Here is a 12,891-nt window from a genome sequence, read left to right on the forward strand (position 1 = left end):
AGCCGAGCATGGCTTGTATGTTCCTTCCGGCTCCTACGAGGTATGTAGGAGCCAGGGTGGAGGGACCGTCAACATGATATCTGCGGGTAGCAGCCGACAGACGAGCCGAGCGATCCCCATCCCGCACCTTAACGTCGATAAAGGATCTAGCGGCCTTTGAGGACCGCCGATGTAGGCAAGCCAACGTGGTGCGGTACCACCCCAGCCCTTCAACAATAGCTGGGAGTTGCGCAGATGTCAGATCGTCACGCTGTCGGTATCGATACCGATTCAAGGACCCTGGTGGTGGCGTGCCACGGCACCAAGGGCAGCATCCGAATCGCCAATTCAGCCTCGGCCATCAACAAATGGCTGTCCAGCCTGCCCGCGAAGTCCCGTATTGGCGTTGAGGCAACCAACCGCTACCACGAGCTTGTGGTTCACGCTGCCCAGAAGGCCGATCACGCCGTCTTCGTGCTCAATCCTCGCGATATCAAGCACTACGCCAAGGGCGTGGCCTGCCGCGGCAAGACCGACTCCGGCGATGCCCAGGTCATTGCGCGCTACATCGCCAAAGAGGCCGACAATCTGCACGAGCATGTCGCTCGCTCGCCCGAGCAGGAGCGGCTGCACGTGCTGCTCCAGCAACGTGACAGTCTGGTCCGGAGCAAGGCGAAGTTGAATCTCTCTCTGGGCGCGGGGGCATCGGAGTCCGCCCTCTTTGGGCGCATTTTCAGTAGCCTGAAAGAGGCCATTGCCATGCTGGACCAGCAGATTCAGCAGCTGTGTCGCAGCGGCCAACAGCGCGACCTGTACCGGCGGATCATGACCATCCCCGGGATCGGGCCGACGGTGGCTGCCTTCGTCACCCATCACATCACCCGCTGGCCGCTGGCCAACTCCGACGCTTGGATCGCCTGCACCGGTCTGGATCCGCGACCCAACGAGTCCGGTGCACGGATCGGCCGACGCCGATTGTCCAAACGAGGCAATGCCAGCCTGCGCCAGATCCTCTACATGGCCGCCATGGGCCTGACCCGATCCAAAGGCGGCAAGCCTCTCTACCTCGCCATCCGCGAGCGCGGACACAGCAGCACCGCCAGCTTCAACATCCTGGCCAGAAAGCTGGCCAAGATCGCCTGGGGCGTCTTCAAGAGCGGCAAGGATTTCGATCCCGCCATGCTGAAGGTGGGTCAAACCTGCTTCCAGCAGGCTTGACCGCGAACATAGGATCTCGGCTCTACAGTAGAGCCGAGCCATGCTCGGCTGCTCTCCGTTCAGATGCTCGGGATGTTGTTCAACCCGGCGTACGGTACTGCCCGGCCGAAATGAACTGCGAGAAACGTTCGCACCACACCACCACGGTGGTGTAGTCGTCCACGTTGACGTCATCGGGCACATCGACCAGGAACCGGTTGAAGGTCTTCACCTCGCCGATGCGCCGGGCCTGTGCCTTGATCTTCAGGAAGTCGGCCTTGTTGTCGACGAAATCGCGGACCAGGTAGACCTTGTAGTCCGGTCCCGGTCCCATCTTTCCGTCGAAGGCCACCTGGCGTGCGCTGACGCTGACCTTGCCTTCCGCCCAGTGCACCGCGTCGCTGCCCTTGAGGTCACGGCGGAACGTAGTGTGATGGGTGGCATTGTTCATGGCGGCCTGCACCTGTGCCACCGGCGGATCATCAGGGGCGATCAGGATCGGCAGGAAGTACACCCCCAGGCCGAAGCCGAGGCCGAGGGTGAGCAGGTGGGTGGCGACAAGTACGAGAACACGGCGCATCGATGACTCCCTGTGGATCGGTGAGGCGCGCGGCAGGACCGCGCCAGATCATCGTGTGGCGTGCGTGCAGACATTTATAGACACAGAAAACAGGTACAGGGTCAGAAATCGACCTTGCTCTGGCCCAAGGCGACGCCCTGCGGGCCGAAGCGGCGCTCGTGGATCTGGCCGTGGCCATCGGCGTCGATCAACAGCACGGTGCTGGCGCGGGTGCCGTAGTCGTCGCCGCGGATGAACGCCGGGCTCAGCCAGCGCTCGCGTTCCAGGCCGATGCCGGTGTCGGGCAGGTCGCTGTCGGCGGGGCGATGTTCGTCGGCCAGGGCGGCCCAGAGCGGGGTCAGGTCTGGGGTCAGATCCCTTTCGCCTTGAGAATGGAATCTGACCCCATCTTCCTGCAGCCAGGCTTCAAGGGCCGCCATCAGCCGTCGGGTCTTCGGCCAGGGCGCGTCCAGCGCGCCGTTGGACATGCCATGCACGCCCGGGCCCAGGCTCTGCCGCTCGGCGGGGTGGTTGCCCAGGAACTCCAGGCTGTGGCCGTCGGCCAGCAACAGGTTGAATGGCGCGTAGGCGCCGGCCACCGTTGCCAGTCGGTCGATATGCATGGCGGCCGGGTCGCGGCCGCGCAGGAAGTCGGCCACCAGCGCGCCCCGTGAAGGACCGGTCTGGGCGGCCAGCGGATCGCGGACATTGGTGACCACCGCCATCCGGCCCGAGGCGCCGACGCCGGCCCAGCCGCCGCCGGAGCGCAGGTCGCGCCCCCCGATGACGGAGGTCTCATCTTGCCAGGGGGCCAGCGCCGCCGTCGGGCGGGCGTGGAACTCATCACGGTTGCCGGTCATCACCAGTCGCCAGCGCGGGTGGTGCATCCAGCCAAGAGCGAGCAGGCACATGGCCTCATTGTGCACGGTTTGCGCAGTCTGGCGCCGCTTCCGGCCCGTTTTGGATGAATGCGCGGCCGATGTTTCACGCGCTGTCCACAGCCCTGAACTTCCGTTCAATCTCAAAAATTGAGACGGATCAGCAACTTGTGGATAAGCCTTGAACAATTCTCTAAAGGTTGTTGCAAGCCATTGATGTGGCTGGCGATTTCCCCGCTGAAAAGTTGTTGACAACCCTTCGGCCGCTGCTAAGGTGGGCATCAGAGGGAAATCCGGGTGTTTTGTGGGTTTTCGTGGTTCAATGTTTCACCGGGCGAAGGATAGGTGCACGCGTCGTGTTCCAGGGCGAGACGGCCATCACAGTTGACGATAAAGGGCGCATGGCGGTTCCCACCGCTTACCGCGACCTCGTCGCGCGCGCCAGCAACAACCGTCTCGTGCTGACCTACAACCCGTTCGAAGCCGGCTGCCTGTGGCTGTATGCAGAGTCGGAATGGGAGCGGGTCCGCGACGACGTGATGTCCAAGCCCAACACCCAGCGCGTCGTGCGCCTGTTGCAGCAGAAGCTGGTCGGCTCGGCCGCCCATCTTGAGCTGGACGGCAACGGTCGCATCAGCATCCCCGCCAGCCACCGCGGTGCGGTGGGCATTGAGAAGAAGGCGGTATTGCTCGGTATGGGCGACAAGTTCGAATTGTGGAGCGAGCAGGCGCATCGGGCCCTGATCCAGCAGACATTGTCTGACGAGGATCTGGGTGATGGGTTGCTCGACCTGAAGTTGTGAGCCGGGGTGCCCGGATGCGCCCAGAAGCGCAGGCCGGTCACCTTCCGGTGTCGCAGTCGCCGGCGGTGCACCTGCCGGTCCTGTACACCCAGGTCCTTGAAGGCCTGAGGGTGATCGAAAACGGACGTTATCTGGATGGCACGTTCGGTCGTGGCGGTCATGCACGTGGCGTGCTCACCCAGCTCGGTCCCGAGGGGCGCCTGCTGGTCATGGACAAGGATCCGGAAGCCATCGCCGTAGCCGAGCGCGATTTCGCGCCGGACCCGCGCGTGTCCATCTTCCGTGGCAGCTTCGCCCAGCTGCTGCAGTGGGATGCGACGGCCGAAGGCCTGGACGGCGTGCTGTTCGACCTGGGCGTGTCGTCGCCGCAGCTGGACGTGGCCGAACGTGGCTTCAGCTTCGGCAAGGACGGCCCGTTGGACATGCGCATGGACCCGGACAGCGGCGAAAGCGCTGCGCAGTGGATCAACCGCGTTGAAGACCGCGAGATTGCCGACGTGCTGTGGACCTACGGCGAAGAGCGCCAGAGCCGCCGCATCGCCCGTGCCATCGTGGCCCGCCGCGAGAAGCAGCCGTTCACCCGCACCGCCGAACTGGCTGAGCTGATCGCCTCGGTGATGCCGCGCGGCAAGGACAAGATCCACCCGGCCACGCGCAGCTTCCAGGCCATTCGCATCCACATCAACCGCGAGCTGGCCGATCTGGAAGCCGGGCTCGATGCGGCCGTGGAACGGCTCAAGCCCGGCGGCCGCCTGGCGATCATCAGCTTCCACTCGCTGGAAGATCGAATCGTCAAGCAGTACATGAACCGCCTGGCCAAGGCGCCGCCGGCCAACCGCCGCCTGCCCGAGGCGGAGGTGTTCGTGCCGACCCTGGATCTGATCGGCGGCGCCATCAAGGCCACCGACGAGGAACTGGCGGCCAACCCGCGTGCCCGCAGCGCCGTGTTGCGCGTGGCCCAGAAGCGGGAGGCCGATGCATGAGCCGGCTGCTGCTGATCATCCTGTTGGCCTCGACCGTGGCCTCGGCGATCGGCGTCGTGTTCGTGCGTCACCGTCACCGGCAGACGTTCATCGAGCTGTCGCGCGCTGAGCGCAAGCGCGATGACATCAATCTGGAATTCGGCCGCCTGCAGCTGGAACAGGCAACGCTGGCCGAAGCCAACCGTGTCGATCGCATCGCCCGCGAAAAGCTCGGCATGAAGTTCCCCGAGGCCGCCGACATCGTGGTGGTGCGCCCATGAGCAAGGCCGGTCGCAACCGCCCGCGCAACGCCTTCAACCTGCGCCAGCGCCTGCGTTGGGTTGCCCTGGCGCTCGGCCTGTGCTCGGTGTCGCTGGTCGGCCGCGCGGCCTACGTGCAGATCATCAACAGCGACTTCTACCAGCGCCAGGGCGAGGCCCGCTACCTGCGCGAGCTGCCGATCAAGACCTCGCGCGGCATGATCACCGACCGCAACGGCGAGCCGCTGGCGGTGTCGACCCCGGTCGCCTCGATCTGGGTCAACCCGCAGGACCTGCTGCGTTCGCCCGAGCGCATCCCGGAGCTGGCCCAGGCGGTCGGCATGTCGGTGGATGAACTGAGCAGCCGCCTGTCGCAGAAGTCGGACAAGGAATTCATGTACCTGCGCCGCCGGATCAATCCGGACGAGGCAGAGAAGGTGGTCGCGCTGAAGATTCCGGGCGTGGCCGCGCAGCGCGAGTTCCGCCGCTTCTACCCGCAGGGTGAGGCGATGGCGCACGTGCTGGGCTTCACCAACATCGACGACCGCGGACAGGAAGGCCTGGAGCTGGCGTTCGACGAGTGGCTGCGCGGCAAGGCCGGTGCCAAGCGGGTGATCCGCAACCGCAAGGGCGAGACCGTCGAAAGCGATCTGCTGCGCGCCGCCGAACCGGGCAAGGACCTGACCCTCAGCATCGACCGCCGCATCCAGTACCTGGCGTTCAAGGAACTGCGCAACGCGCTGGTGGCCAACAAGGCGGCCGGCGGTTCGATGGTGATCATGGACGTGACCACCGGCGAGATCCTGGCCATGGTCAACCTGCCGACCTACAACCCGAACTCGGTGGGTGGTGCGGCTCCTGATACCCGCCGCAACCGCGCAGTGACCGACCTGGTCGAGCCGGGTTCGACGATGAAGCCGCTGACCATCGCCACCGCATTGCAGGCCGGTGCGGTGACCAAGGACACCGTCATCGACACCAATCCGGGCTACATGCAGGTGGCCCGATTCACCATCCGCGACGTGCCGCGCAACAACGGCGTGTTGAACGTGACCGGTGTGATCACCCGCAGCTCCAACATCGGCGCGGCCAAGGTTGCGGCGAAGATGCCGGACCAGGTGTTCTATGACGGCGTGCGCCGCTTCGGCTATGGCTCGGTGCCGCACAGCGGCTTCCCGGGTGAATCCGGTGGCGTGGTGCGGCGCCCGGCCAACTGGGACGGTGCCACCAAGACCACCATGTCCTACGGCTATGGCCTGAACGTGACGCCGCTGCAGATCGCCACCGCCTATTCGGCGCTGGCCAACGGCGGCAAGCTCATCGCGCCGACCTTCGTCAAGGGCCAGCGCAACGAAGCGCATCAGATCATCGATGAGAGCGTCGCCAGGCAGGTGGTGGCGATGATGGAAACGGTGGTCACCCAGGGTGGCGCCAAGCAGGCGGCGGTGCTGGGCTACCGCGTGGCCGGCAAGACCGGTACCGCGCGCAAGACCGGCCCGGGTGGTTACGAGCGTGGCCATTACAACGCGCTGTTCGCCGGCGTGGTGCCGGCCACCAACCCGCGTTTCGCCACCGTCATCGTCATCAACGACCCGCAGGCCGGCAAGTTCTACGGCGGCCTGGTGTCGGCGCCGGTCTACCACAACGTGATGGAAGGCACCCTGCGGCTGATGGACGTGCCGCTGGACGACCTGCAGTCGTGGTTGGCCGCACAGCAGTCTGGCAAGGTCGGCCATTCGGCCTCGATCCTGCCCGCGCCGCCGGCCGAAGCCGCGCTGCCGGTGGATGCCGCCGCTGAATTCGACGCTGCGCTGCCCAGCGCGCAAGCCCAGACGCCGCCCGCTACGGGAGGCACGCAATGAGTCCTTCGATGTTGCTTTCGCAGTTGCTTCCGGATGTGGCCCTGGCGGGCCACGATCCCGTTCTGACCGGCCTGGTGCTGGACAGCCGCGCCGTGCGCCCCGGCAATGCCTTCGTCGCCATCGCCGGTTTCGGCGCGCATGGCCTTGGCTTTGTCGAGCAGGCCCGTGCGGCTGGCGCCGGTGTCATCCTGTTCGAACCGCCGGCACCTGCCGAGCTGCCGGCGCCGGGCGATGCGATCGCCGTGCCGGGCCTGCGCGCGCGCATGGGTGCGATGGCCGACCAGTTCCATGGCGCACCGTCGCGGGCGATGGCGATGGTGGGCGTGACCGGCACCAACGGAAAGACCTCCACCGTGCAGCTGCTGGCCCAGGCCTGGCACCTGCTCGGAACGCCCAGTGGCAGTATCGGCACGTTGGGCGCCGGACTTTATGGTTCGGTTGAGCCGACCGGTTTCACTACGCCGCTGGTGTTGCAGATGCATGCGCTGCTGGCGCAGCTGCGTGACGCCGGTGCGCGCGCCGTGGCGATGGAAGTCAGCTCGCACGCACTGGACCAGGGCCGCGTGGATGCCGTGCACTACGACGTGGCGGTGTTCACCAACCTCACCCGCGATCATCTGGATTACCACGGCGACATGGCCAGCTACGGCGCGGCCAAGGCGCGGCTGTTCCATCGTCCGGGCCTGAAGGCCGCAGTGGTCAACCTGGATGATGCGTTCGGTCGCCAGCTGTTCGCCGGCCTGCCGGCGGGCGTGCAGCCGATCGGTCTGAGCTCGCGCGGTGCTGACGGCGCCAGCGTGCGTGCCGAAGCGCTGCAGCTGGACGGCCGTGGCATTGCCTTCGAACTGGTCATCGACGGCCAGCGCGCGGCGGTGCAGTCGCCGCTGCTGGGCCGCTTCAACGTGGACAACCTGCTGGCCGTGGCCGGCACCCTGCACGCGCAGCGCCAGCCGCTGGTGCGCATTGCCGAGGTGCTGTCGGCGCTGCAGCCGATCCGCGGCCGTATGAACCGCCTCGGCGGCGAGGATGGCCTGCCGACCGTGGTGGTGGATTACGCGCATACGCCGGACGCGCTGGAACAGGCGCTGGACAGCCTGCATGGCCACCTGCACGGCGCGCTGTTCTGCGTGTTCGGCTGCGGTGGCGAGCGTGATACCGGCAAGCGCCCGCAGATGGCCGCGATCGCCGAGCGTCTGGCCAACCAGGTGATCGTCACCGACGACAATCCGCGTGGCGAAGATGGCGACGTGATCGTGGCCGACATCCTGGCCGGATTCACCGATGCCTCCGCCGTGACCGTGCAGCGCAGCCGCGCGCGTGCGATCGGTCTGGCGGTGAAGCGTGCCGGTGCCGGCGACATCATCCTGATTGCTGGCAAGGGCCACGAGCCGTACCAGGAAGTGAATGGCGTGCGCCATGACTTCGACGACACCGAAGTGGCTGCCGCTGCACTGGCGGCCAAGGCCGGTGTCCTGGCGGCCCAGGCCGGGGAGGGCGCCGCATGAAGCGCACCCTGCTTTCGCTGATCGCACACTGGGCCGGCGGCGAGATCCACGGCGACGACGTGGCCATCGATGCGGTCAGCAATGACACCCGCAATCTCGGCCCGGGCAGCCTGTATGTGGCGCTGCGCGGTGAGCGTTTCGACGGGCATGACTTCGCCGCCGACGCACAGGCGCGCGGCGCCAGCGCGCTGCTGGTCGAGCGCCTGCTGCCGATCGAACTGCCGCAGGTGCTGGTGGCCGACAGCGAACTGGCGCTGGCGAAGATCGCCACCGGCATGCAGCGCGACCGCGGTACCGAGGTGTTCGCGATCACCGGCAGCAATGGCAAGACCAGCGTGAAGAGCCTGCTGCTGTCCATCCTGCAGCAGGTGGCCCGGCACGCGCACAAGGTGGTCTACGCCAACCCGGGCAACCGCAACAACGAGATCGGCCTGCCGCTGGCAGTGATCGATGCTCCCGAAGATGCCGACTACGCCGTCTACGAGATGGGCGCGGGCAAGCCGGGTGACATCGCCTACCTGACCGACATCGCCCGCCCGCGCTATGCGCTGGTCAACAACATCGCCCCGGCGCACCTGGAACGCATGGGCAGTCTGCTCGGCGTGGCGGTGACCAAGGGCGCGATCTACGCCGCGCTGCCGGCCGATGGCGTGGCCGTGATCAATGTCGACGATGCCTACGGCCGCTGGTTCGAACAGCACTTCGTCGGCACCCCGGCACGTTGCCGCGTACTGCGCTATGGCCTGGAGCACACCGCGGACATCACCGCGCGCGACATCCGCGCCGGCGCGCAGGGCAGCCAGTTCACCCTGGTCGCACCGGGCGGCGAAGCCCGCGTGGTACTGGGCCTGCCGGGTCGCCACAACGTCAGCAATGCGCTGGCCGCTGCCAGCCTGGCGCTGGCCGCCGGTGTCGATCTGACGCTGATTGCCGCCGGCCTGGCCGAAGCGCAGCCAGTGCCGGGCCGCCAGATTGCCCATCAGCTGCGCAACGGTGCGGTGCTGGTGGACGACAGCTACAACGCCAACCCCGGTTCGCTGGCTGCGGCCATCGACGCTCTGGCCGCTGCGCCGGAAGAGGGCTGGCTGGTGCTGGGCGACATGCGCGAGCTGGGGCCGGACGCCGAAGCGCTGCACGCGCAGGCGGGGTTCCGCGCGCGCGCCGCTGGCCTCAAGCGCCTGTATGCGCTGGGTCCGCTCAGCGCCGCTGCCGCCACCGCCTTCGGCGACGGTGGCCGTCATTTCACCACCCATGACGCGCTGTCGCAGGCGTTGAAGGATGAGCTGCACGCCGGCGTGCGCTGCCTGGTCAAGGGTTCCCGTGGCAGCGCCATGGACACGATTGTCAAAGCGCTGCTGGCGCAAGGAGAGGAATCCCCGCATGTTGTATGAACTGGCTCGATGGTTGCAGCAGTTGGAGAGCCTGTTCGGGCTGTTCAACTACCAGACGTTCCGCGCCATCCTTGCCGCGCTGACGGCCCTGTTCCTGTCGCTGTGGCTCGGCCCGGCGATGATCCGCAAGCTTGCCCAGTTCAAGGGCGGCCAGCCGATCCGCAAGGACGGTCCGCAGACCCATTTCTCCAAGGCCGGTACGCCGACCATGGGCGGTTCGCTGATCCTGCTCACCATCGCCCTGTCGGTGCTGATGTGGGCCGACCTGCGCAACCGCTACGTGTGGCTGGTGCTGGCGGTGATGCTGTGCTTCGGCGCCATCGGCTGGTATGACGACTGGATCAAGATCGTCCGCCGCGACCCGAACGGCCTGAAGTCGCGCTGGAAGTACCTGCTGCAGTCGATCTTCGGCCTGGCCGCTGGCCTGTTCCTGTTCTACACGGCCGACGTGCCGGCAGCGCTGACCTTCTACATCCCGATGTTCAAGTCGATCGCGCTGCCGCTGGCGGGCATCGGCTTCGTGGCCATCGCCTACTTCTGGATCGTCGGCTTCTCCAACGCGGTGAACCTGACCGACGGCCTGGATGGTCTGGCGATCATGCCGACCGTGCTGGTGGCCTGCGCGCTGGGCGTGTTCGCCTATGCCTCGGGCAACGTGGTGTTCGCCAACTACCTGCAGATCCCGCAGATTCCGGGTGCCGGCGAGCTGGTGATCATCTGCGCGGCCATCGCCGGCGCGGGCCTCGGCTTCCTGTGGTTCAACACCTATCCGGCCATGGTGTTCATGGGCGACATCGGCGCGCTGGCGCTGGGCGCGGTGCTGGGCACGATCGCGGTGATCACCCGCCAGGAACTGGTGCTGGTGATCATGGGCGGCGTGTTCGTCATCGAAACGCTGTCGGTGATGATCCAGGTGGCCTCGTTCAAGCTGACCGGCAAGCGTGTGTTCCGCATGGCGCCGATCCACCACCATTTCGAACTGAAGGGCTGGCCGGAGCCGCGCGTGATCGTGCGCTTCTGGATCATCTCCGTCGTGCTCGTGCTGATCGGCCTGGCCACGTTGAAGGTGCGCTGAGATGAACGACCTGTCCCGCCAGGCAACACGCCTTGAAGCCATCGAAGGCAGCTACGACAAGTGGTTGCTGGGCGCGATCATCGCGCTCACCGGTGTCGGCGTGGTGATGGTGGCGTCCAGCTCGATCGCCTTGATGAGCAGCCCGTTCTACTACCTCAACCGCCACCTGATCTTCCTGGCGGTGGGCATCGTGCTGGCGGTCATCGCCGCCCGCACCGAGCTGAAGTCCATCGAGCAGTACAACCAGATGCTGCTGCTGGGCTGCTTCGTGCTGCTGCTGGCGGTGTTCACGCCAGGCCTGGGCAGCACGGTCAACGGTGCGCGTCGCTGGATCAACCTGGGCATCTCCAAGTTCCAGACGGTTGAAGCGGTGAAAGTGCTCTACATCGTCTGGCTGTCGAGCTACCTGGTGCGTTTCCGCGACGAGGTCAATGCGACCTGGCCGGCAATGCTCAAGCCGCTGGGCGTGGCCGGTGCCCTGGTCGTGCTGTTGCTGCTGCAGCCGGACTTCGGTTCGTCCACCCTGCTGCTGGCGATCACCGCCGGCATGCTGGTGCTGGGCGGGGTGAACATGCCGCGCATGTCGATGCCGGTGATCATCGGCCTGGTCGGCATGAGCGCGCTGGCGATCATCGAGCCGTACCGCATGCGCCGCATCACCTCCTTCCTGGACCCGTGGGCCGACCAGCAGGGTGACGGCTACCAGCTGTCGAACGCGCTGATGGCCGTGGGCCGTGGTGAATGGACCGGCGTCGGCCTGGGCAACTCGGTGCAGAAGCTGTACTACCTGCCGGAAGCGCATACCGACTTCATCTTCTCGGTCACCGCCGAGGAATTCGGCTTCCTGGGCACCTGCGTGATCGTGTCCCTGTACGCGCTGCTGGTCGGCCGCACCTTCTGGCTGGGCATGCGCTGCGTGGAAATGAAGCGGCACTTCTCCGGCTACATCGCCTTCGGCATCGGCCTGTGGATCAGCATGCAGACCTTCGTTTCGATCGGCGTGAACCTGGGCATCCTGCCGACCAAGGGCCTGACCCTGCCGCTGATCTCCTCCGGTGGTTCGTCGGTGCTGATGACCTGCGTGGCGATGGGCCTGCTGCTGCGCGTGTCCTATGAACTCAAGCGCGCCGAGCGCCGCCAGGCCGTGCGCATCGGAGGCGCCGAAGACGCCGCTGCCGAGCCGATGGATGAGCCGGTGGCGCCGGCGTCGACCAGTGTGCCGATGAGTGCCGAGCCGGCCGCGGCCGCCGCAGCGGTCCCGGCCGCTGCACGCGGCACCAGCCGCCTGCAGTCGCGCATCGAACCGACCTTCGGGAGGCTGTCATGAACGCAGCCACCGATAGCGTGCGCCCGGTGATGATCCTCGCCGGTGGTACTGGCGGGCACATCTTCCCCGGTCTGGCCGTGGCCCGCGTGCTGCGCGAGCGCGGCGTGCCGGTCACCTGGATGGGCGCCGATGGTGCGATGGAAACCCGTCTGGTGCCGCAGCACGACATTCCGATCGATACGCTGGCCATCACCGGCCTGCGCGGCAAGGGCAAGCTGGCCCTGCTGGGCGCGCCGTGGCGGCTGATGCGCGCGCTGCGCGCGGCCGGCATGATCATCCGCAAGCGCCAGCCGCGTGCGGTGGTCGCCTTCGGTGGTTTCGCCTCTGGCCCGGGTGGCATGGCCACGCGCCTGCATGGCCTGCCGCTGCTGGTGCACGAGCAGAATCGCGCTCCCGGCATGACCAACCGCATCCTGTCGCGCTATGCGCGCCGGCTGCTGACCGGTTTCCCGGGTACCTTCGCCAAGGGCGAGGAGTTTGTCGGTAACCCGGTACGTGCGGAAATCGCCGCCATCGCGCCGCCGGAACAGCGCTTCGCCGACCGCCACGGCCCGCTGCGCGTGCTGGTGGTCGGTGGCAGCCAGGGCGCACGTGCGCTCAACACCGGTGTACCGCAGGCGATTGCCGCGCTGGGTGACGGCGTGCCGGTGCAGGTCCGCCACCAGAGTGGCGAGAAGATGCATGCCGAGGCGGTCGAGGCGTATGCCAAGGCCGGCGTGCAGGCTGAAATCACCCCGTTCATCGCGAACATGGCCGACGCGTTCGCCTGGGCCGATCTGGTCGTGTGCCGTGCCGGCGCGTCGACCCTGGCCGAGCTGTGCGCGGTCGGTGTCGGCAGCGTGCTGGTGCCATTCCCCGCCGCCGTCGACGATCACCAGACCCGCAATGCGGAGTACCTGGTCGAGCGCGGCGCGGCGGTTTTGCTGAAGCAGGACGGAACGCTGGCCGACGGCATTGCCGCACTGCTGCGCGATCTGTCCGAAAATCCCGCCCGCCGCATGCAGATGGCGCAAGCCGCGCGTGCCCTGGCCAAGGTCGATGCCGCCGAGCGCATCGCCGATATCATTCTTGAGGAAGCTGTATGAAGAAGGCA

Annotated in this window: 12 protein-coding genes; 10 read left to right on the forward strand and 2 right to left on the reverse strand. The window is 66.8% G+C overall.

The window, feature by feature from the left end:
* Positions 1–234: 234 nt before the first annotated feature.
* Positions 235–1,197 carry an IS110 family transposase gene (locus tag ACJ7C5_RS18920; RefSeq protein WP_088026673.1) on the forward strand — a complete coding sequence of 321 codons (963 nt, stop codon included), beginning with the start codon at positions 235–237 and terminating at the stop codon, positions 1,195–1,197.
* A gap of 79 nt (positions 1,198–1,276) precedes the next feature.
* Here the strand turns inward: ACJ7C5_RS18920 and ACJ7C5_RS18925 are convergent, their stop codons facing one another.
* Together ACJ7C5_RS18925 and ACJ7C5_RS18930 are read right to left on the reverse strand one after the other, a co-directional pair.
* Positions 1,277–1,756, reverse strand: a complete 480-nt coding sequence (locus tag ACJ7C5_RS18925) for a DM13 domain-containing protein (protein ID WP_412704772.1) — start codon at positions 1,754–1,756, stop codon at positions 1,277–1,279.
* Between the two features lie 101 nt (positions 1,757–1,857).
* Entirely contained in the window at positions 1,858–2,646 is a 789-nt protein-coding gene (locus ACJ7C5_RS18930; RefSeq protein ID WP_412704773.1) for an NRDE family protein, read from the reverse strand.
* A 323-nt stretch (positions 2,647–2,969) separates the two neighbouring features.
* On the opposite strand from ACJ7C5_RS18930, the gene mraZ reads away from it, so the two are divergent.
* Genes mraZ through murG form a run of 9 tightly spaced genes read left to right on the forward strand, consistent with a single transcriptional unit; the run spans position 2,970 to position 12,883 of the window.
* Positions 2,970–3,416, forward strand: coding sequence for a division/cell wall cluster transcriptional repressor MraZ (gene mraZ, locus ACJ7C5_RS18935; RefSeq protein WP_004143635.1), 447 nt, complete (start codon positions 2,970–2,972; stop codon positions 3,414–3,416).
* A 14-nt stretch (positions 3,417–3,430) separates the two neighbouring features.
* A complete protein-coding gene (gene rsmH / locus ACJ7C5_RS18940) occupies positions 3,431–4,399 on the forward strand; it encodes a 16S rRNA (cytosine(1402)-N(4))-methyltransferase RsmH (RefSeq protein WP_094000427.1) in 969 nt (322 codons plus the stop codon).
* Positions 4,396–4,659: a cell division protein FtsL gene (gene ftsL / locus ACJ7C5_RS18945; protein WP_005412242.1), complete on the forward strand. Its 264-nt coding sequence runs from the start codon at positions 4,396–4,398 to the stop codon at positions 4,657–4,659. Before rsmH ends, ftsL begins: the two co-directional genes overlap by 4 nt.
* Positions 4,656–6,500 (forward strand): peptidoglycan D,D-transpeptidase FtsI family protein, encoded by a 1,845-nt coding sequence (locus ACJ7C5_RS18950; RefSeq protein WP_094000426.1) that lies wholly within the window; start codon positions 4,656–4,658, stop codon positions 6,498–6,500. The genes ftsL and ACJ7C5_RS18950 overlap by 4 nt, the downstream gene beginning before the upstream one ends.
* The gene (locus tag ACJ7C5_RS18955) at positions 6,497–8,005 is read left to right on the forward strand and encodes a UDP-N-acetylmuramoyl-L-alanyl-D-glutamate--2,6-diaminopimelate ligase (RefSeq protein ID WP_412704774.1); all 1,509 of its coding nucleotides are present in this window, start codon (positions 6,497–6,499) and stop codon (positions 8,003–8,005) included. The genes ACJ7C5_RS18950 and ACJ7C5_RS18955 overlap by 4 nt, the downstream gene beginning before the upstream one ends.
* Positions 8,002–9,396, forward strand: a complete 1,395-nt coding sequence (locus ACJ7C5_RS18960; protein WP_412704775.1) for a UDP-N-acetylmuramoyl-tripeptide--D-alanyl-D-alanine ligase — start codon at positions 8,002–8,004, stop codon at positions 9,394–9,396. The genes ACJ7C5_RS18955 and ACJ7C5_RS18960 overlap by 4 nt, the downstream gene beginning before the upstream one ends.
* Complete coding sequence (gene mraY, locus ACJ7C5_RS18965) at positions 9,386–10,471, forward strand: phospho-N-acetylmuramoyl-pentapeptide-transferase (RefSeq protein WP_412704776.1); 1,086 nt, start codon at positions 9,386–9,388, stop codon at positions 10,469–10,471. Before ACJ7C5_RS18960 ends, mraY begins: the two co-directional genes overlap by 11 nt.
* Position 10,472: 1 nt before the next feature.
* Positions 10,473–11,798 carry a putative lipid II flippase FtsW gene (gene ftsW, locus ACJ7C5_RS18970; protein ID WP_094000423.1) on the forward strand — a complete coding sequence of 442 codons (1,326 nt, stop codon included), beginning with the start codon at positions 10,473–10,475 and terminating at the stop codon, positions 11,796–11,798.
* Positions 11,795–12,883 (forward strand): undecaprenyldiphospho-muramoylpentapeptide beta-N-acetylglucosaminyltransferase, encoded by a 1,089-nt coding sequence (gene murG, locus ACJ7C5_RS18975; protein WP_094000422.1) that lies wholly within the window; start codon positions 11,795–11,797, stop codon positions 12,881–12,883. The genes ftsW and murG overlap by 4 nt, the downstream gene beginning before the upstream one ends.
* Positions 12,884–12,891: the final 8 nt, after the last annotated feature.

This window comes from Nocardiopsis yanglingensis (assembly GCF_045809185.1).
Classification (GTDB): Bacteria; Pseudomonadota; Gammaproteobacteria; order Xanthomonadales; family Xanthomonadaceae; genus Stenotrophomonas; species Stenotrophomonas yanglingensis.